The sequence below is a fragment of the Aestuariivirga litoralis genome, from assembly GCF_003234965.1.
Lineage (GTDB): Bacteria > Pseudomonadota > Alphaproteobacteria > Rhizobiales > Aestuariivirgaceae > Aestuariivirga > Aestuariivirga litoralis.
Genome location: NZ_QKVK01000001.1, coordinates 693,858 through 710,771, shown reverse-complemented (window position 1 = coordinate 710,771; position 16,914 = coordinate 693,858). Strand labels below are relative to the sequence as shown.

Here is a 16,914-nt window from a genome sequence, read left to right as displayed (position 1 = left end):
AGCGGCATGGAGAAGCTCCCCGGCATCAGGGCCTGCGTGTTCGACGCCTATGGAACGCTGTTCGACGTCCAGGGCCCGATGCGCAAGCTGGCACCGGAAATCGGCCCCCATGCCGAAGACATCTCCAGGCTGTGGCGGCAGAAGCAGCTGGAATACAGCTGGCTCCGCAGCCTCATGGGCGTGCATGCCGATTTCTGGCACGTCACGGGCGATGCGCTCGACTATGCGCTCGACCAGTTCGGCGTCAGCGAGCCGGGGCTGCGCGACGAGATCATGGCGCTTTACCTGAAGCTCGATGCCTATGAGGAGGTGGCCGATGCTCTGGCCGCCGTGAAGGCCAGGAGCAAGCTCACCGCCATCCTCTCCAACGGCAGCCCCTCGATGCTCGATGCGGCGGTGCGCCATGCGGGCCTCGACAAGCTGTTCAACATGGTGCTGTCGGTCGAGGATGTGGGCATCTACAAGCCCTCGCGCCGGGTCTACCGTCATGCCATGCAGAAACTGCAGATCCACGAGGCGGCGGCGATCTGCTTCGTCACCTCCAACACCTGGGACGCGCATGGCGCCGCGCAGTTCGGCCTGCAGGTGGTGAGGGTCGATCGCTTCGGCTGGAAGGACGACCGCCTGCCGGGCAAGCCCGCGGCGCTCATCCCCCATCTCGGCAAGCTGGCGGCACTGGTGTGAGCACCGCCGCCGCGGGTGGCATCACAGCATCGACGGCAGGACGCGGTCGGGCGGATTGTGTCCGTCGACCCAGGTCTTGATGTTGATGATCACCTTCTCGCCCATGTCGATGCGGCCCTCGATGGTGGCGGAGCCCATGTGCGGCAGCAGCACGGCCTTCCTGGCCTTCAGCAGGCGCGGGTTGACCGCCGGCTCGTGCTCGAACACGTCGAGGCCGGCGCCGCCGAGTTCACCACTCTCCAGCATGCGGGCCAGCGCGTTCTCGTCGATCACCTCGCCGCGCGCGGTGTTGACGATGATGGCCTCGGGCTTCATCAGCTTCAGGCGTCGCGCCGACAGCAGGTGGTAGGTGGCCGGCGTGTGCGGGCAGTTGACGGAAACGATGTCCATGCGTGCCAGCATCTGGTCGAGGCTCTCCCAATAGGTGGCCTCGAGCTCCTCCTCGATCTTGTGATGGACGGGCTTCCTGTTGTGATAATGGATCTGCAGGCCGAAGGCCTTGGCGCGGCGGGCGACCGCGGTGCCGATGCGCCCCATGCCGATGATGCCCAGCCGCTTGCCCCAGATGCGGTGGCCGAGCATCCAGGTGGGTGACCAGCCGCCCCAGGAATTGTCGGCGCCGATCACCTTCGCGCCCTCGATGATGCGGCGGGAAACGGCCATGATGAGCGCCATGGTGAAGTCGGCCGTGTCCTCGGTCAGCACGCCCGGCGTGTTGGTGACGGTGATGCCGCGCGACAGCGCCGTCTCGACGTCGATGTTGTCGACGCCATTGCCGAAATTGGCGATGAGCTTCAACTGGTCGCCGGCCTGCATCAGCACGGCCTTGTCGATGCGGTCGGTGACGGTGGGCACCAGCACCTCGGCCGTCTTCACGGCCTCGATCAGCTCGGCGCGGCCCATCGGCTCATCCGTGGCGTTGAGACGGGTGTTGAACAGTTCCATCATCCGGGTCTCGACGACGTCGGGCAGCTTGCGGGTGACGACGACGAGGGGCTTGCGCTTGGTCATGCGGGAATCCTGGCTCCGGTCTCAATCCTCACACAATCTTAACCCTGCAGGATCAATCCTGCCACCGGTCCGTGCGGGGTGATGATCGGTGTTTCCCTCGTTTGCACGGGGCTGTCGCTGGTGTAAACTGGCTTTGTGTCGTAGGGGCCCTTTCCCCGGAGGACGGTGTCCGGGCCTTGCAGAGGAAATTCGGATATCATGGCGGCAGGTCCTGCCAAAAAACGGCGTTTTGGCTCTATCATCCTCAGCTTGGCCTGTATCGGCGTGGCGGGCGCAGTGGGCTGGTCGCTGTTTGCCAAGCGGGTTGATTCGCAGGCCAATGCGGAGAAGGGCGCCGTCACCGGCTCGATCGGCAAGGAGGCCGCCAAGCCGGTCGGCCCGTCGGGCCTGCCCATTCCGCGCTTCGTGTCCCTCAAGGCCGAAAAGGTGAATGTGCGCCGCGGCCCCTCCAGCGATCATCCGGTGGCCTGGGTGTTCCAGCGCAAGGGCCTGCCGGTCGAAATCGTCGCCGAATTCGAGAACTGGCGCCGCATCCGCGATTCGGACGGCGAGGAAGGCTGGATCCTGCAGAACATGCTGGCCGGCAAGCGCACGGCGGAGATCGCGCCGTGGAAGCAGGGGCAGAACGTGCCGCTGATGAGCGGCCCGAAACCGGCGGCCGGCGTGGTGGCGCAGGTCGGCTCCGGCGTGGTGGCCGAAGTCGAGCACTGCGACGGCGAGTGGTGCGAACTCAGCGCCGGCGGGTATGACGGCTATGTGCAGCAGACGCAGCTGTGGGGCGTCTATCCCGGCGAGAAGGTGGACTGAGGCGGTAGGTCTCACCCCCGAGAATTCATCATGGCCGGGCTTGTCCCGGCCATCCTTTTTTGGTGGCCGCAAAAAGATGCCCGGGACAGGCCCGGGCATGATGGATGTCTGAAGCGATGCGGAGCCTCAGCTCCCGAACCCGTCCCAGAAGGCCTTGGCCTTGGCGAAGAAACCTTCCGACTCGGGACTGTTGTTTTTCGCTTCCGTCTCGAACTCCCGCAGAAGCTCCTTCTGGCGGCGTGACAGGTTGACGGGGGTCTCGACCGCCACCTGGATGTACATGTCGCCCATCTGGGATGAGCGCAGCACCGGCATGCCCTTGTTCTTCAGGCGGAACTGCTTGCCCGTCTGGGTGCCTTCGGGCACCGCGACGCGGGCTTTCTTGCCGTCGATCGTCGGCACCTCGATCTCGCCGCCCATGGCGGCTGCCGTCATCGAGACGGGCACTTTGCAGAACAGGTCCGCCCCGTCGCGCTGGAAGAACTCGTGCGGCTTCACCGACAGGAAGATGTAGAGATCGCCCGACGGTCCGCCGCGCATGCCCGCTTCGCCCTCGCTGGCCAGCCGGATGCGCGTGCCGTCCTCGACGCCCGCCGGAATGTTGACCGACAGGGTGCGCTCCTTGGTGACGCGGCCCTGGCCCGAGCAGGCGTTGCAGGGATCCGATATGACCTGGCCGCGGCCCTGGCAGGAGGGGCAGGTGCGCTCCACCGTGAAGAAACCGGATTGCGAACGCACGGCGCCGTGGCCGCCGCAGGTCGAGCAGGTCTTGGGTGAGGTGCCGGGCTTGGCGCCCGAGCCGCTGCAGACCTCGCAGGACACCGAGGAGGGAACGCGGATCTGCGCGTTCTTGCCGGTGAAGGCCTCGGTGAGGCTGATCTCCATGTTGTAGCGCAGGTCGGCGCCGCGCGTCGCGCCATTGCTGCGCCCGCCGCCGCGGCGGCCGCGGCCACCGCCGCCGCCGCCCATGAAATCGCCGAACAGGTCCTCGAAGATGTCGGACATCGAGGAATTGAAATCCGGGCCGAAGCCCGCACCGCCGCGCCCGCCCATGCCGTTCTCGAAAGCCTGGTGGCCGAACCGGTCATAGGCCGCACGCTTCTGCGGGTCCTTCAGCACGTCATAGGCCTCGTTCAGTTCCTTGAACTTGGCCTCGGTCTTGGCGTCGCCCGGGTTGGCATCGGGGTGGAGCTGCTTGGCGAGCTTGCGATAGGCGGCCTTCAGTTCCTTCTCGTCAGCCGACCGGCCAACGCCCAGAACATCGTAATAGTCACGCTTGGCCATGAATGCGTACCGCTGTGGTTTGCCGTTCCGCGTCACGACACGCGTCAGGACCGGAACGAATTGAAAGGGAATAGAGCAGAACCCCGCCCCGCGCTGCGGCCCCCTTTCGGGCGCCGCGACGTGAAGCGGGGTTCCTCAAGTCACAGGCCTCAGGCCTTCTTGTCGTCGTCCTTCACTTCCTCGAAGTCGGCGTCGACCACGTCATCCTCGCCGGACTGGCCGCGGGCGTCACGCTGCGCGTCCGCCTCGGCCTGGCCGGCCTGGGCCTTGTACATGGCCTCGCCAAGCTTCATGGCGGCCTGCGACAGGGCGTTGGTCTTTTCCTTCACCTGCTCGGCATCGCCGTTCTCGAGCGTCGACTTGAGGTCGGCGATGGCGCTCTCGATGGCCGACTTGTCGGCCGCCGAAACCTTGTCGCCGAACTCGGTGAGCGACTTCGAGGTCGAGTGCATGAGGGCTTCGGCGTGGTTCTTGGCTTCCACCAGGTCCTTGCGCTTCTTGTCCTCGGCGGCGTTGGCCTCCGCCTCCTTGACCATCTTTTCGATCTCGCTGTCCGACAGGCCGCCGGAGGCCTGGATGCGGATCTGCTGCTCCTTGTTCGTCGCCTTGTCCTTGGCGGACACGTTGACGATGCCGTTGGCGTCGATGTCGAAGGTCACTTCAACCTGCGGCACGCCGCGCGGGGCGGGCGGAATGCCCATCAGGTCGAACTGGCCCAGCATCTTGTTGTCGGCCGCCATTTCACGCTCGCCCTGGAAGACCCTGATGGTCACGGCCGTCTGGTTGTCGTCAGCGGTCGAGAACACCTGGCTCTTCTTGGTCGGGATCGTGGTGTTGCGGTCGATCAGGCGGGTGAACACGCCACCCAGCGTCTCGATGCCGAGTGACAGCGGCGTCACGTCGAGCAGCAGCACGTCCTTCACTTCGCCCTTGAGCACGCCGGCCTGGATCGCGGCGCCGATGGCCACGACTTCGTCCGGGTTGACACCCTTGTGCGGCTCCTTGCCGAAGAACTGCTTCACCGTCTCGATGACCTTCGGCATGCGGGTCATGCCGCCGACGAGAACCACCTCGTCGATCTGCCCCGCGGTCACGCCGGCGTCCTTGAGGGCCGCGCGGCAGGGCTCGATGGTCTTGGTGATCAGGTCCTCGACGAGCGCTTCCAGCTTGGCGCGGGTGAGCTTCAGGGTGAGGTGCTTCGGGCCCGTCTGGTCAGCCGTGATGAAGGGCAGGTTGATCTCGGTCTGCGTCGCCGACGACAGCTCGATCTTGGCCTTCTCGGCGGCTTCCTTCAGGCGCTGCAGCGCGAGCTTGTCCTTGCGCAGGTCGATGCCCTGCTCCTTCTTGAACTCGTCGGCGAGGTAATCGACGATGCGCATGTCGAAGTCTTCGCCGCCGAGGAAGGTGTCGCCGTTGGTCGATTTCACCTCGAACACGCCGTCGCCGATCTCGAGGATCGACACGTCGAAGGTGCCGCCGCCCAGGTCATAGACCGCGATGGTGCCGGCTTCCTTCTTGTCGAGGCCGTAAGCGAGCGCAGCCGCCGTCGGCTCGTTGATGATGCGCAGCACCTCGAGGCCGGCGATCTTGCCGGCATCCTTGGTGGCCTGGCGCTGGCTGTCGTTGAAATAGGCCGGAACGGTGATGACCGCCTGGGTGACGGGCTCGCCCAGATAGCGCTCCGCCGTCTCCTTCATCTTGGTCAGCGTGTAGGCCGAGATCTGCGAGGGCGAGAACTTCTTGTCGCGGCTCTCGACCCAGGCATCGCCATTGTCGGCCTTGATGATGGAATAGGGAACGAGCTTCTTGTCCTTGGCGACCATCGGGTCGTCAAAGCGGCGGCCGATCAGGCGCTTGATCGCGAAGAAGGTGTTCTCGGGGTTGGTCACCGCCTGGCGCTTCGCCGGCTGGCCGACCAGGGTTTCGCCGTCCGCGGTGAACGCGACGATCGAGGGGGTGGTGCGGGCACCCTCGGCATTCTCGATCACTTTGGGGTTCTTGCCTTCGATCACCGCAACGCAGGAGTTGGTGGTGCCGAGGTCGATACCAATCACTTTCGCCATCTTGATCCTCCAATTGGCAGGCGGAGCTTGGGAAAGCCCTTTAGGCACTTGCCCGACCCCCCTTGGCTGGGGAGGGTCCGCCTCCTGATTAAGATTAGGTCCCGGCTGCCCGATTCCGCAGGCTGACCGGCTGTCGAGGGCTATATAGGCAGGGGGTTCGGGGCTATCAAGCGGTTCGCCCACGCAAAAGTGATCGGCCGCCGTCGTCGGGGCAGGGCGGGAACGATTGTACCGCCAACCGCGCGAGAAATGCCTTGCCCCGATGGACGGGGCGGCTAGGAAGAGCGGCCAATGCAACCCGGACTGCGATATTTGCCCGGCCACCTGGGCGCCGAGGCCCAGCGCCAGCTGGTGGGGAGCCTGCGCGGCGCCGTGGCCGCAGCGCCGCTGTTCACCCCCGTCATGCCGAGGACGGGGCGGCCCTTCACCGTACGCATGACCAATCTGGGCCCGCTCGGCTGGGTGTCGGACCGCGCAGGCTACCGCTACCAGTCCACCCATCCGGACACCGGCCAGCCCTGGCCCGCCATCCCCGATCCTCTGCTGGGGCTGTGGCGGCAGGTGTCGGGCTACCCCCACGACCCGGAAGCCTGCCTCGTCAATTTCTACTCCGGCGGCGCCAGGATGGGCCTGCACCGGGACGAGGACGAGGAGGACTTCTCGGCTCCGGTGGTCTCGGTGTCGCTGGGTGACACGGCGGTGTTCCGCATCGGCGGGCCCGAGCGCGGCGGGAAGACCGAAACGCTGAAACTTGCCTCCGGCGACGTGCTCGTCATGGGCGGGGCCTCCCGCCTCTGCTACCATGGCATCGACCGGGTGCTGTCCGGCACCTCCACCCTGCTGAAGGACGGCGGGCGAATCAACCTGACACTCAGACGGGTGACCAAACCATGAGCCACTACGACGTTGCCGTGATCGGCGCAGGCGCGGCGGGCCTCGCCGCCGGGCTGACGCTCCAGAAAGCGGGCAGGAGCTTCATCGTGCTGGAGGCGCGCGACCGGATCGGCGGCCGGGCCTTCACCGACACCGCGACGTTGGGCCTGCCCTTCGACATGGGCGCCCACTGGCTGCATTCGGCACGCCAGAATCCCTTCACCGCCATCGCCGACACGCTCGGCATTGCCTACAAGTCCGACATCGACTTCGGTCCCGACCACGCCACGCGGCTGGGCAGGGGCGGCCTGCTGCCCGCAGCGGCACAGGCCGAGGCGTCGGACTACATCGAAACGGTGCTGAACGCGGCCATCGGCGCGGGTGCCGCCGGCCGCGACGTGGCCTTCAGCGACGTCATGGACCCGAAGAACCGATGGAACAGCCTCACCCGCCAGCTCATCGGCCAGATCACCTCCAGCGACCCCGAACTGTGCTCCACGCTCGACGGCTCGCGCTACGACTATGACGGCGGCGACTTCCCCGTCAGGGACGGCTACGGCGCGCTGGTCGCCCGCCACGCGGCGGGCCTGCCGGTGACGCTCTCGACCCCCGTCACCCGCATCGATTGGTCGGGGCGCGAGGTCCGCGTGGAAACCGGGCGGGGTACGGTCACGGCCTCGGCCATCGTCATCGCCGTGCCGGTCAACGTGCTGATCGCTGGGGGCATCCGCTTCGATCCCGCCCTGCCGGCAACGCTGGTCGAGGCCTTCCACGACTGCCCGATGGGCGTCTCCGAGAAACTCGCCATCCTGCTCGACCGGCCCGTCGATGGCTTCGGCCATGTCTATGGCGACGTGATCTTCGAGGACGCGTCGAAGGCTCCCTTCAACCTCCATCTCAATCCCTTCGGCCGCCCCCTGCTGGTCTCGCATTTCGGCGGCTCGCATGGGGCCGCACTGGAGAAGCTCGGCGACGCCGCGATGATGGACCTCGCCATGGAGGCGCTGGTCGAGGCTTTCGGGGCAGGCATGCGGACGCGCGTGGTGAAGACGCTGCGCACCCACTGGGCCTCGGATCCCTACACGCTGGGCGGCTATTCACATGCGAAGCCGGGCAGGGCGGTCTCGCGGCTGAGGTTCTCGGAGCCGGTGGGCGACCGCATCGTGCTGGCCGGCGAGCATTGCTCCATCCCGTTCTTTTCGACGGTCCATGGCGCGCATCTCTCGGGCATCGCCGCGGCGGAGAAGGCCCTGTCGCTGGCCGCCGCCTGAGTTCGTCCCGATCAGCACGTCACCCCGGCGAAAGCCGGGGCCCAGCTTTCTTTGGGTCGAGCATCCAGACCATTGCTGGAGCCCCGGAGCGGACCGGAGAGTGGCTTTTAACGGCCCCCATGTAGGGGGCTACCTGCTTGTGCGACTGGCCAAAAGCAATCGTTACGAATGTCAGGAGGGGCGCGGCTCTGGCTTCATCCAGCCGATGATCGCCCCTGTGGGGTCCTGCAGGATGGCGATGCGGCCCACCGTGGGGATATCGAAGACCGGCATGCAGAGGTCTGCCCCGGCCTCCAGTGCTGCCGTCACCTTCGCATCGACGTCGTCCACCGCCATGTAGGTGAACCAGGCGGTCGGCCCCCCGGGGCGATCCGTCATGTCCATGATGCCCCAGACCGGGCGGCCGTCGCGCATGGCGATCCAGTAGCCGGGGTTCGTCTCACCGAAGGGTTCGAAGGTCAGACCGAGGGTCTTGCCGTAGAAGGCCTTGGCCTTCTCGACCTCGGTGGTCATCAGTTCCGACCAGACGACAGTGCCATTCTCGCTCATGAGGGCCTCCGTGGAATGGCGGGAGGATAACACAACCTTGGCGTCACTTCCATGGCGGTGGCGCCTCTCCTTCATCATGGCCGGGCCCGACCCGGCCCTCGTTTTCGGCGGCCCAAAAAAATGCCCGGGACGAGCCCGGGCATGATGAAACGATTGTCGTGAGGCGCGCCGCTCAGCCTTCGGCCTTGGCGACGCCCACCATGGCGGGCCTGAGGCAGCGGTCGCCGATGGCGAAGCCGGACTGCATCTCCTGCACCACCGTGCCCGGCGGATGTTCGCTGGTCGGCACCTCGAACAGGGCCTGGTGGAAGTTGGGATCGAACTTGGCGCCCACCGTCTCCACCTTGCGGATGTTGTAGCGCTGGAAGATGTTGAGGAGCTCGCGCTCCGTCATCTCGATGCCGGCGAACAGGTTCTTGGTCTCGTCGCTGGCGGTTTCCGCCGGCCGGTGGGCGAGCGCGCGCTGCATGTTGTCGGAGACGCTCAGCAGGTCGCGGGCGAAGTTGGTGGCGGCATAAAGCGTTGCCTCCGCCTTCTCGCGCTCGGCGCGCTTCCTCAGATTGTCCATCTCGGCGGCGGTGCGCAGCAGCCGGTCCTTGAACTGGGCGGCCTCTTCCTTGAGCCTGGCGATCTCCAGGTCGCGCTCGTCCAGTTCTGCCACCAGCGCCTCTTCCAGCGCGATGTCGGGGTTCGGCTCGTCGGTCGGATTCTTGTCTTCGGCCATGCTAAGGGCTTTCCAGTCCTTGGGATTTGTCGGGTTGGCAGGCATATCGGCCGCCCGGCGCAAAAAATCAAGTGAGCAGCCGCCCGATCGCCTTGGCGGTGTAGTCGACCATCGGGATGATGCGGGCATAGTTCATCCGGGTCGGCCCGATGATGCCCATGACGCCGACGATCTTCTCCTCGGCATTGCGGAAGGGCGTCACGATGATCGAACTTCCGGAGAGCGAGAACAGCCGGTTCTCGGAGCCGATGAAGATCCGCACGCCCTCGCCCACCTCGGCCGCCCCCAGAAGCTGCACCAGCTCCTTCTTGTTCTCGATATCCTCGAACAGCTTGCGGATGCGCTCCAGGTCTTCCGCCGCGGTGGCGTTCTCGATCAGGTTGGCCTGGCCGCGCACGATCAGGGTCTTGTCCTCGCTGTCACCCTCGCCCGACCATTGTCCGATGCCGGCCTCGACGATGCGCGCCGAGATCTCGTCGAGCTCGGTGCGCAGCTGTGTCATCTCCTGGCGCACGAAACGCTGCACCTCGTCGATGGTCCGGCCCTGGAAGCGGGTCGAGAGATAGTTGGACGCCTGCGCGAAGGTCGAGGGCGGTAGCCCGCGCGGCACCTCGATCACCCGGTTCTCGACGCTGCCATCCTCGCCGACGAGGATGACCAGCGCCCGCCCCGGCCCGAGGTTCACGAATTCGATGTGCTTCAGCCGCGCGTTCATCTTGGGCGCCAGGATGACGCCGGCGCAGTGCGACAGGCCCGACAGCAGCATCGTCGCCTCGCCCAGCACGTCCTCCACCCGGCGCTGGCGGTTGGACGCGGCGATCTGTGCATCGATCTTGGCGCGCTCGTCGGTGGGCATGGCGCCCACCTCCATCACCGCATCGACGAAGAAGCGCAGGCCCTGCTCGGTGGGCATGCGGCCGGCGCTCGTGTGGGGCGAGAAGATCAGCCCCGCATCCTCGAGGTCCATCATCACGTTGCGGACCGAGGCCGGGGAGAGATTGTGCGGCAGGATGCGCGAAATGGTGCGCGAGCCCACGGGCTCGCCGGTGGCGAGATAGGTGTCCACGAGGCGGCGGAAGATGTCGCGCGAGCGCTGGTCGAGCCCGGCGATGCCGGAAAGCCGCTCCTCGGTAAATGGCTTGGGCGGGATCACACTCATGGCCACAATGTAGGAATCAAGTTGGCGCGGGTCAACCGAAGGGGTAGAAGGCCCGCTTTCAGACGAGGAATGACCAGAATGCGTCCCTCCGGACGGAAACCCGATGAATTGCGCCCTGTCAGCTTCACCCGCGGCTTCACCCGCCATGCCGAGGGCTCCTGCCTCGTGCGCTTCGGGGACACGCATGTGCTGTGCACCGCCTCGCTGGAAGAGCGGGTTCCGCCCTGGCTGAAGGGCGGCGGCAAGGGCTGGGTCACCGCCGAATACGGCATGCTGCCGCGCGCCACGCATGAGCGCACAAGGCGCGAGGCGGCTTCCGGCAAGCAGTCGGGCCGCACCCAGGAAATCCAGCGCCTCGTCGGCCGTAGCTTGCGCGCCGTCGTCGACCTGGTGGCGCTGGGCGAACGCCAGATCACGCTCGACTGCGACGTGCTGCAGGCCGATGGCGGCACCCGCACCGCCGCCATTACCGGCTCCTGGGTCGCGCTCTTCGACTGCCTCAAGTGGATGGAGCAGAGGTCGATGTTCAAGACCTGGCCCCTGAAGGACCACGTCGCCGCCATCTCCTGCGGTATCCATGGAGGCACCCCGGTGCTCGACCTCGATTATCCCGAAGACTCCTCCGCCGGTACCGACGCGAACTTCGTGATGACCGGCTCCGGCGGCATCGTCGAGATCCAGGGCACGGCGGAGGGCGAGCCCTTCTCCGAGGCGACGCTGGGCGAACTCCTCGCGCTGGCCAAGAAGGGCATCGGCGAGCTCGTGGCGAAGCAGAAAGAGGCCATCGCCTGATGCGCACGCTGCGCGATCAGAAGATCGTCATCGCCACGCACAACAAGGGCAAGCTCGAGGAATTCGCCGCGCTGCTGAAGCCCTATGGCGTGGAGGCGGTGAGTGCCGGGGCGCTTGGCCTGCCGGAGCCGGTGGAAACCGAAAGCACCTTCGCCGGCAATGCCCGCATCAAGGCGCTCGCCGCCATGAAGGCCAGCGGGCTGATTGCGGTGTCGGACGATTCCGGCCTCTGCGTCGAGGCGCTGGGCGGCGAGCCGGGTGTCTATACCGCCGACTGGGCGGGGCCGGACCGTGACTGGAACCGCGCCATGCGCCTCGTCGAAGAGAAGCTGCAGGCCAAGGGCGCCACCACGCCCGACAAGCGCCGTGCCTATTTCGCCTGCACCCTCTGCGTCATCTGGCCGGATGGCACGGAGCGCGTCTTCGAGGGCCGTGCGCAAGGGTCGCTCGCCTGGCCGCCGCGCGGGGCCCTGGGCCACGGCTATGACCCGATGTTCGTGCCGGATGGCGAGACGCGCACCTTCGCCGAACTGGCGCCTGAGGAAAAGAACCGCATCTCGCACCGCGCCCGCGCGCTGGAACTCCTCGTCCGTGACCTCTTCTGACGCCTTCGGCATTTACGTTCACTGGCCCTTCTGCAAGGCCAAGTGCCCCTATTGCGACTTCAACAGCCATGTGCGCCACGAAGCGGTGGACACCATGTCCTTCGCCGAGGCGCTCGGCAGCGAACTCGCATGGTTCGCGGAGCGCACGCCGGGCCGCACCGTCACCTCGATCTTCTTCGGTGGCGGCACGCCCTCGCTGATGCCGCCACAGGCCGTGGGCCATGTGCTCGACACGATCGGCAAGCTGTGGGCGGTGTCGCCGGACGTGGAGGTCACGCTCGAAGCAAACCCCACTTCGATCGAGGCCGAGAATTTCCGCGGCTATCGCGCGGCCGGCGTCAATCGCGTCTCGGTCGGCGTGCAGGCCCTGAACGATGATGACCTGAAGGCCCTGGGCCGCCAGCACTCTTCCGAGGAGGCCATCGCCGCCTTCCGCCTCGCAGCGAAAATCTTCCCGCGCTGCTCCTTCGACATGATCTATGCCAGGCCCAACCAGACGCCGGAGCAGTGGCGCGCCGAACTGACCCGCGCGCTTGCCGAGCAGCAGGGTCACATGTCGCTCTACCAGCTCACCATTGAGCCAGGCACCACCTATTTCGACCTCTACGAAAAGGGCCGCCTGCAGACGCCCAGCGATGACCGCGCCGCCGACCTCTACGACATCACGCAGGAACTGACGGAATCCGCGGGCCTCGCCACCTACGAGGTCTCGAACCACGCGGCCCCCGGTCAGGAGTCGCGCCATAACCTGCTCTACTGGCGCTATGGCGAATATGCCGGGGTGGGCCCAGGCGCCCACAGCCGCATCGCCGATGGCGAGAACCGCCGCGCGCTGATCGCCGAGCGCCACCCCGAAACCTGGCGCGAACTGGTGCGGACACAGGGGCAGGGCATGGTGTCCGACACGGTGGTGCCGCCAGTGGACCAGGCGGGCGAATATCTGCTGATGGGCATGCGCATTGCCGAGGGGATCGACATGGACCGCTATGCCGCGCTGGCCGGCCGGGAGATCGATTCCTCCAAGCTCGCAGGCATGAAATCGATGGGGCTGATCAAGCGGCATGGCCAGCAGCTGATGGCCACCGCCGATGGCCGCAAGCTGCTCAATGCAGTGATTGCGGAACTGGCGAGCTGACACTACGCTTCGTTCAATGGCGTCAACCGCTCCCACTTGTTCCGTCACCCCGGCGAAAGCCGGGGCCCCGCTTTGCCGGCCCCAAGGAAGCGGGGTCCCGGCTTTCGCCGGGATGACGGCCTCTATGGGGAGGCGGCACACATGACCGACGGCCAACCCAGCTACATCATCGGCGCCCACCGCTTCGATGCGGAGCCCCTGGCGCCCGGCCTCCATGTCGTCGCAACGCCCATCGGCAACCTCGGCGATATGACGATCCGCGCGCTGGCCACTCTGGCCGCCGCCGAGACCGTGCTGTGCGAGGACACGCGCACATCGGGCAAGCTGATGGAGCGCTTCGCCATCAAGACCCGCCTTGCTCCCTACCACGAGCACAACGCCCAGAAGGTTCGCCCCGAAATCCTCGAACGCCTGAAGCAGGGCGCCACCATCGCGCTGATCTCGGATGCCGGCATGCCGCTCGTCTCCGATCCCGGCTATCGGCTGGTGAAGGAGGCCGTCGACATGGGCATTCCTGTCACCGCTTGCCCCGGGCCCTCCGCGGTGCTCACCGGCCTCGCACTTTCGGGCCTTCCCACCGACCGCTTCCTCTTCGCCGGCTTCGTGCCGCAGAAGCAGGGCGAACGGAACCGCCTCTTCGCGGAATTCGCCCGGCTGAAGGCCACGCTGATCTTCTTCGAAAGCCCGCACCGCATCATCGAGACGCTGCATGATCTTTCCGCCGCGCTGCCGGGCCGCCACGTCGCGGTGACGCGCGAACTCACCAAGCTGCACGAGGAGGTGCTGCGCGGGACGCCGGAGGAGATCGCCGCCGAGCTCGAGTCCCGCGCCAGCGTCAAGGGCGAGATCACCCTGCTCGTCGGCCCGCCCGAGGGCGAAGAGGACGTCTCGGAAGCCGATCTCGACGCGGCCATCACGGAAGCACTCGCCGCGATGCCCGCCAGCAAGGCGGCCTCCGAGGTGGCCAAGCGTTTCCACCTGGGCCGCTCCGACGTCTACCAGCGCATACTTGCGCGCCGGCAGGGCGATGGCGAATGACCGGCGCAAATCCGAGGAACATGGCCGCAGCGCGGAACTGATCGCCCTGTGGGCGCTGCGCCTGAAGGGCTGGCGGCTGCTGGCGCGGCGCTACAAGACGCGCGGCGGGGAGGTGGACCTCATCATGCGCCGCGGCGAGGTCACCGCCTTCATCGAGGTGAAGGCGCGCAGGAACCTCGACAGCGCGGTGGAATCCGTCACCCCGCGCCAGGCCCGGCGCATCGCTGTCGCCGCGCGCCAGTTCATGGCCGAGGACCGCAGGGCTGCCCTGCAGGCCTGCCGTTTTGACATCGTCGCGGTGACCCCCTACCACTGGCCCCGGCATATCGAGAACGCATTCGAGGGAGACGGCTAGATGGCCCTGAAGGTTGCAGTGCAGATGGACCCGATCCAGTCCATCACCATCGCGGGCGATTCGACCTTCGCCATGATGCTGGAAGCCCAGCGCCGCGGGCACCAGCTGTTCTATTACCAGACGAAGGCGTTGGCACTGGGCGGCGGCTCGCTGTTCGCCACCGGCAATGACGTCACCGTGCGCGACGAGAAAGGCAACCACTATACGCTGGGTGACGAGCGCCGCTGCGACCTCGGCAAGGAGGACGTCGTCCTGATGCGCCAGGACCCGCCCTTCGACATGGGCTACATCACCGCCACCCACATGCTGGAGACGATCCACCCCAGGACGCTGGTGGTGAACGATCCGAAGGAGGTGCGGAACGCGCCGGAGAAGCTCTTCGTCCTCAACTATCCGCAATTCATGCCGGAGACGCTGATCACGCGCGACCCCGTGGAACTCGCCGCCTTCCGCCGCGAGCATGGCGACATCATCCTGAAGCCGCTCTACGGCAATGGCGGCGCGGGCGTGTTCAGGCTGGGCGAGGGCGACCAGAACTTCTCGTCGCTGCTCGAACTCTTCACCCAGACGTTCCGCGAACCCTTCATCGCGCAGAAATACCTGCCGGACGTAAGGAAGGGCGACAAGCGCATCATCCTCGTCGACGGCAAGGCGGCGGGCGCCATCAACCGCGTGCCGGCGGTGAACGAGAACCGCTCCAACATGCATGTGGGCGGCAAGGCCGAACCGACCAACATGACCAGGCGCGAGCACGAGATCTGCGAGGCACTGGGACCGGACCTCAAGGCGCGCGGCCTCATCTTCGTCGGCATCGACGTGATCGGCGACTATCTCACCGAGATCAACGTCACCTCGCCCACCGGCATCCGTGAAGTGAAACGGTTCGGGGGTGCCGATATCGCATCACTCATCTGGGATGCGATCGAAGCGCGGCGATAGGCGGCTTCAGGCCACCGTTCTGAGCGTCTTGCCGCGCGCGGCGGCATAGCCCCGCACGGCGTTTCCGAAGGCGGTGAACAGCTTCACCGAATCCGGATTGTTCAGCGCCCTGAATTCCGGGTGCCACTGGGTGCCCATGGCGAAGCTCTTGGCATCGCGCACCGATACCGCCTCGATGATGCCATCGGGGGCGGTGGCCTCCACCTGCAGGCCTTTGGCCAGCCGCTTGATGCCCTGGCGGTGGATCGAGTTCACCATGGTCTCGCGCTTGCCGAGGATCTGTTCGAGCAGGCCGCCCGGGCGGATGTTGATGGCATGCGACGGCGCATAGCGCACGTCGACGTCGTCATGGTCGGGGGCGCGGTGGTCGAGGCGGCCCTCCACCTGTTGCAGCTCGGTTTCGAGCGTGCCGCCGAGCACAACGTTCAGCTCCTGGAAGCCGCGGCAGATGCAGAACAGCGGCAGGCCCTTCTTCAGCACCTTCTCGATCAGCTTCAGCGTGGTGGCGTCGCGGCCATGGTCATAGGGCTCATGCGCCACCGTCGGCTGCTCGCCGTAATGCGGCGGGTGGACGTTGGAGACGGCCCCGGTCATCACGATGCCGTCGAAATGCTCCAGGAGGTCGTCGAGCTGCAGCGCGTCGATCATCGAGGGGATCATGACGGGTGAGCACAGCGCCACCTCGGCCACTGCGCGCACATATTTGTCGCCGATCGAGTGGTACTGGAAGCCGTGGCTTTCATAGGTATCCGCCGGCAGGCCGACGAGGGGCAGGTAGGACATTTCCGAACCTTGTGGGAAAGCTGATTTGCCGTCTAGATAGCAAGGACATGGGGGGAAAGTCCAACCGATGAGCCAAATCACGCCCGCGCAACAGCTTTTCGACCTGACGGGCGAGGTGGCCCTGGTCACCGGCGCCTCCTCCGGCCTCGGCCGCCGCTTTGCCGAGGTGCTGGCCGCCCATGGCGCCAAGGTGGTGGCCGCCGCCCGCCGCACCGACAGGCTGCAGGACCTCGCAGCCTCTTCGCCCAACATCGCGGCGCTGGCGCTGGATGTCACCGACACGGCATCCATCGGAACCGCGCTGGACGAGGCCGCGCGCGCCTTCGGTCCTCTCACCTTGCTCGTCAACAATGCCGGCATCGCCGGCGGCGGGCGCATCGTCAACACGCCCGATGCCGAGTGGGACCGCGTGATGGACACCAACGTCAATTCCGTCTGGCATCTCTCCCGCGCCTTCGCGCAGCGCCTGGTCGACGCGAAGCGCGGGGGCGCGATCATCAACATCGCCTCGCTCGTCGCGGGCCGCGTGGGCATGTCGTCGGCGAGCTATGCGATCAGCAAGGCCGCGGTGCTGCACATGACCAAGGCCCAGGCCATGGAATGGGCGCGCTTCGGCATCAGGGTCAACGCCATCTCGCCCGGCTTCATCTCCAGCGAGATGACGGACGACTATCTGGCGAGCCCCGCGGGGCAGGAGATGATCAAGCGCGTGCCGCAGCGCCGCTCCGGCCAGCCCTCCGACCTCGATGCCACGCTGCTGCTGCTCGCATCTTCCAAGGCATCGGGCTTCATGACCGGGGCGGAGATCAATGTCGATGGCGGCCACGCACTGGCCTGAGGAG

At 66.5% G+C, this 16,914-nt stretch carries 18 protein-coding genes; 11 read left to right on the top strand and 7 right to left on the bottom strand.

Annotated elements, in window-relative coordinates:
* Positions 1-6: 6 nt before the first annotated feature.
* Positions 7-684 (top strand): haloacid dehalogenase type II, encoded by a 678-nt coding sequence (locus DK847_RS03410; RefSeq protein WP_111196180.1) that lies wholly within the window; start codon positions 7-9, stop codon positions 682-684.
* Between the two features lie 21 nt (positions 685-705).
* Here the strand turns inward: DK847_RS03410 and DK847_RS03405 are convergent, their stop codons facing one another.
* Positions 706-1,695: a 2-hydroxyacid dehydrogenase gene (locus DK847_RS03405; RefSeq protein WP_111196179.1), complete on the bottom strand. Its 990-nt coding sequence runs from the start codon at positions 1,693-1,695 to the stop codon at positions 706-708.
* 249 nt (positions 1,696-1,944) lie between these two features.
* Here DK847_RS03405 and DK847_RS03400 point away from each other — a divergent pair, with 249 nt between their 5' ends.
* Positions 1,945-2,502, top strand: a complete 558-nt coding sequence (locus DK847_RS03400) for an SH3 domain-containing protein (protein ID WP_245414505.1) — start codon at positions 1,945-1,947, stop codon at positions 2,500-2,502.
* Between the two features lie 126 nt (positions 2,503-2,628).
* On the opposite strand, the gene dnaJ is transcribed toward DK847_RS03400, so the two are convergent.
* The gene (gene dnaJ / locus DK847_RS03395) at positions 2,629-3,786 is read right to left on the bottom strand and encodes a molecular chaperone DnaJ (protein ID WP_111196348.1); all 1,158 of its coding nucleotides are present in this window, start codon (positions 3,784-3,786) and stop codon (positions 2,629-2,631) included.
* Between the two features lie 149 nt (positions 3,787-3,935).
* Complete coding sequence (gene dnaK / locus DK847_RS03390) at positions 3,936-5,849, bottom strand: molecular chaperone DnaK (protein WP_111196177.1); 1,914 nt, start codon at positions 5,847-5,849, stop codon at positions 3,936-3,938.
* Positions 5,850-6,140: 291 nt separating this feature from the next.
* On the opposite strand from dnaK, the gene DK847_RS03385 reads away from it, so the two are divergent.
* Together DK847_RS03385 and DK847_RS03380 are read left to right on the top strand one after the other, a co-directional pair.
* Entirely contained in the window at positions 6,141-6,743 is a 603-nt protein-coding gene (locus DK847_RS03385; RefSeq protein ID WP_111196176.1) for an alpha-ketoglutarate-dependent dioxygenase AlkB family protein, read from the top strand.
* Positions 6,740-7,993, top strand: coding sequence for a flavin monoamine oxidase family protein (locus DK847_RS03380; RefSeq protein ID WP_111196175.1), 1,254 nt, complete (start codon positions 6,740-6,742; stop codon positions 7,991-7,993). Before DK847_RS03385 ends, DK847_RS03380 begins: the two co-directional genes overlap by 4 nt.
* 171 nt (positions 7,994-8,164) lie before the next feature.
* On the opposite strand, the gene DK847_RS03375 is transcribed toward DK847_RS03380, so the two are convergent.
* The 3 genes from DK847_RS03375 to hrcA all read right to left on the bottom strand — a co-directional run bounded on the left by DK847_RS03375 (position 8,165) and on the right by hrcA (position 10,425).
* Positions 8,165-8,542: a VOC family protein gene (locus DK847_RS03375; protein WP_111196347.1), complete on the bottom strand. Its 378-nt coding sequence runs from the start codon at positions 8,540-8,542 to the stop codon at positions 8,165-8,167.
* A gap of 172 nt (positions 8,543-8,714) precedes the next feature.
* The gene (gene grpE / locus DK847_RS03370) at positions 8,715-9,311 is read right to left on the bottom strand and encodes a nucleotide exchange factor GrpE (RefSeq protein ID WP_425358675.1); all 597 of its coding nucleotides are present in this window, start codon (positions 9,309-9,311) and stop codon (positions 8,715-8,717) included.
* 22 nt (positions 9,312-9,333) lie between these two features.
* Complete coding sequence (gene hrcA, locus DK847_RS03365) at positions 9,334-10,425, bottom strand: heat-inducible transcriptional repressor HrcA (protein ID WP_111196173.1); 1,092 nt, start codon at positions 10,423-10,425, stop codon at positions 9,334-9,336.
* Positions 10,426-10,503: 78 nt separating this feature from the next.
* Here hrcA and rph point away from each other — a divergent pair, with 78 nt between their 5' ends.
* From rph to gshB, 6 genes are all read left to right on the top strand, one after another.
* Complete coding sequence (gene rph / locus DK847_RS03360; protein WP_111196172.1) at positions 10,504-11,217, top strand: ribonuclease PH; 714 nt, start codon at positions 10,504-10,506, stop codon at positions 11,215-11,217.
* Entirely contained in the window at positions 11,217-11,822 is a 606-nt protein-coding gene (gene rdgB, locus DK847_RS03355) for an RdgB/HAM1 family non-canonical purine NTP pyrophosphatase (RefSeq protein ID WP_111196171.1), read from the top strand. Before rph ends, rdgB begins: the two co-directional genes overlap by 1 nt.
* The gene (hemW, locus tag DK847_RS03350; RefSeq protein ID WP_111196170.1) at positions 11,722-12,957 is read left to right on the top strand and encodes a radical SAM family heme chaperone HemW; all 1,236 of its coding nucleotides are present in this window, start codon (positions 11,722-11,724) and stop codon (positions 12,955-12,957) included. The genes rdgB and hemW overlap by 101 nt, the downstream gene beginning before the upstream one ends.
* A gap of 141 nt (positions 12,958-13,098) precedes the next feature.
* On the top strand, positions 13,099-13,995 hold the full coding sequence (rsmI, locus tag DK847_RS03345; RefSeq protein ID WP_111196169.1) for a 16S rRNA (cytidine(1402)-2'-O)-methyltransferase: 897 nt from the start codon (positions 13,099-13,101) through the stop codon (positions 13,993-13,995).
* Positions 13,985-14,350 carry a YraN family protein gene (locus DK847_RS03340; RefSeq protein ID WP_111196168.1) on the top strand — a complete coding sequence of 122 codons (366 nt, stop codon included), beginning with the start codon at positions 13,985-13,987 and terminating at the stop codon, positions 14,348-14,350. Before rsmI ends, DK847_RS03340 begins: the two co-directional genes overlap by 11 nt.
* Entirely contained in the window at positions 14,351-15,289 is a 939-nt protein-coding gene (gene gshB, locus DK847_RS03335; protein WP_111196167.1) for a glutathione synthase, read from the top strand. It begins immediately after the preceding gene.
* 6 nt (positions 15,290-15,295) lie between these two features.
* On the opposite strand, the gene DK847_RS03330 is transcribed toward gshB, so the two are convergent.
* On the bottom strand, positions 15,296-16,072 hold the full coding sequence (locus DK847_RS03330) for a gamma-glutamyl-gamma-aminobutyrate hydrolase family protein (RefSeq protein ID WP_111196166.1): 777 nt from the start codon (positions 16,070-16,072) through the stop codon (positions 15,296-15,298).
* Positions 16,073-16,139: 67 nt separating this feature from the next.
* Between DK847_RS03330 and DK847_RS03325 the strand changes: the two genes are divergently transcribed.
* Positions 16,140-16,910: an SDR family NAD(P)-dependent oxidoreductase gene (locus DK847_RS03325; RefSeq protein ID WP_111196165.1), complete on the top strand. Its 771-nt coding sequence runs from the start codon at positions 16,140-16,142 to the stop codon at positions 16,908-16,910.
* The last annotated feature ends 4 nt before the right edge of the window (positions 16,911-16,914 follow it).

Bases quoted from the DNA above. Each gene is read 5' to 3' on its own strand.
- DK847_RS03375 (WP_111196347.1), bottom strand. From the start codon at position 8,542: ATGAGCGAGAATGGCACTGTCGTCTGGTCGGAACTGATGACCACCGAG.
- grpE (WP_425358675.1), bottom strand. From the start codon at position 9,311: ATGCCTGCCAACCCGACAAATCCCAAGGACTGGAAAGCCCTTAGCATG.
- gshB (WP_111196167.1), top strand. From the start codon at position 14,351: ATGGCCCTGAAGGTTGCAGTGCAGATGGACCCGATCCAGTCCATCACC.
- DK847_RS03385 (WP_111196176.1), top strand. From the start codon at position 6,141: ATGCAACCCGGACTGCGATATTTGCCCGGCCACCTGGGCGCCGAGGCC.
- DK847_RS03380 (WP_111196175.1), top strand. From the start codon at position 6,740: ATGAGCCACTACGACGTTGCCGTGATCGGCGCAGGCGCGGCGGGCCTC.
- DK847_RS03340 (WP_111196168.1), top strand. From the start codon at position 13,985: ATGGCGAATGACCGGCGCAAATCCGAGGAACATGGCCGCAGCGCGGAA.
- DK847_RS03330 (WP_111196166.1), bottom strand. From the start codon at position 16,072: ATGTCCTACCTGCCCCTCGTCGGCCTGCCGGCGGATACCTATGAAAGC.
- dnaK (WP_111196177.1), bottom strand. From the start codon at position 5,849: ATGGCGAAAGTGATTGGTATCGACCTCGGCACCACCAACTCCTGCGTT.
- rph (WP_111196172.1), top strand. From the start codon at position 10,504: ATGCGTCCCTCCGGACGGAAACCCGATGAATTGCGCCCTGTCAGCTTC.
- hemW (WP_111196170.1), top strand. From the start codon at position 11,722: ATGGCGAGACGCGCACCTTCGCCGAACTGGCGCCTGAGGAAAAGAACC.
- hrcA (WP_111196173.1), bottom strand. From the start codon at position 10,425: ATGAGTGTGATCCCGCCCAAGCCATTTACCGAGGAGCGGCTTTCCGGC.
- rsmI (WP_111196169.1), top strand. From the start codon at position 13,099: ATGACCGACGGCCAACCCAGCTACATCATCGGCGCCCACCGCTTCGAT.
- rdgB (WP_111196171.1), top strand. From the start codon at position 11,217: ATGCGCACGCTGCGCGATCAGAAGATCGTCATCGCCACGCACAACAAG.
- dnaJ (WP_111196348.1), bottom strand. From the start codon at position 3,786: ATGGCCAAGCGTGACTATTACGATGTTCTGGGCGTTGGCCGGTCGGCT.
- DK847_RS03410 (WP_111196180.1), top strand. From the start codon at position 7: ATGGAGAAGCTCCCCGGCATCAGGGCCTGCGTGTTCGACGCCTATGGA.
- DK847_RS03405 (WP_111196179.1), bottom strand. From the start codon at position 1,695: ATGACCAAGCGCAAGCCCCTCGTCGTCGTCACCCGCAAGCTGCCCGAC.
- DK847_RS03325 (WP_111196165.1), top strand. From the start codon at position 16,140: ATGAGCCAAATCACGCCCGCGCAACAGCTTTTCGACCTGACGGGCGAG.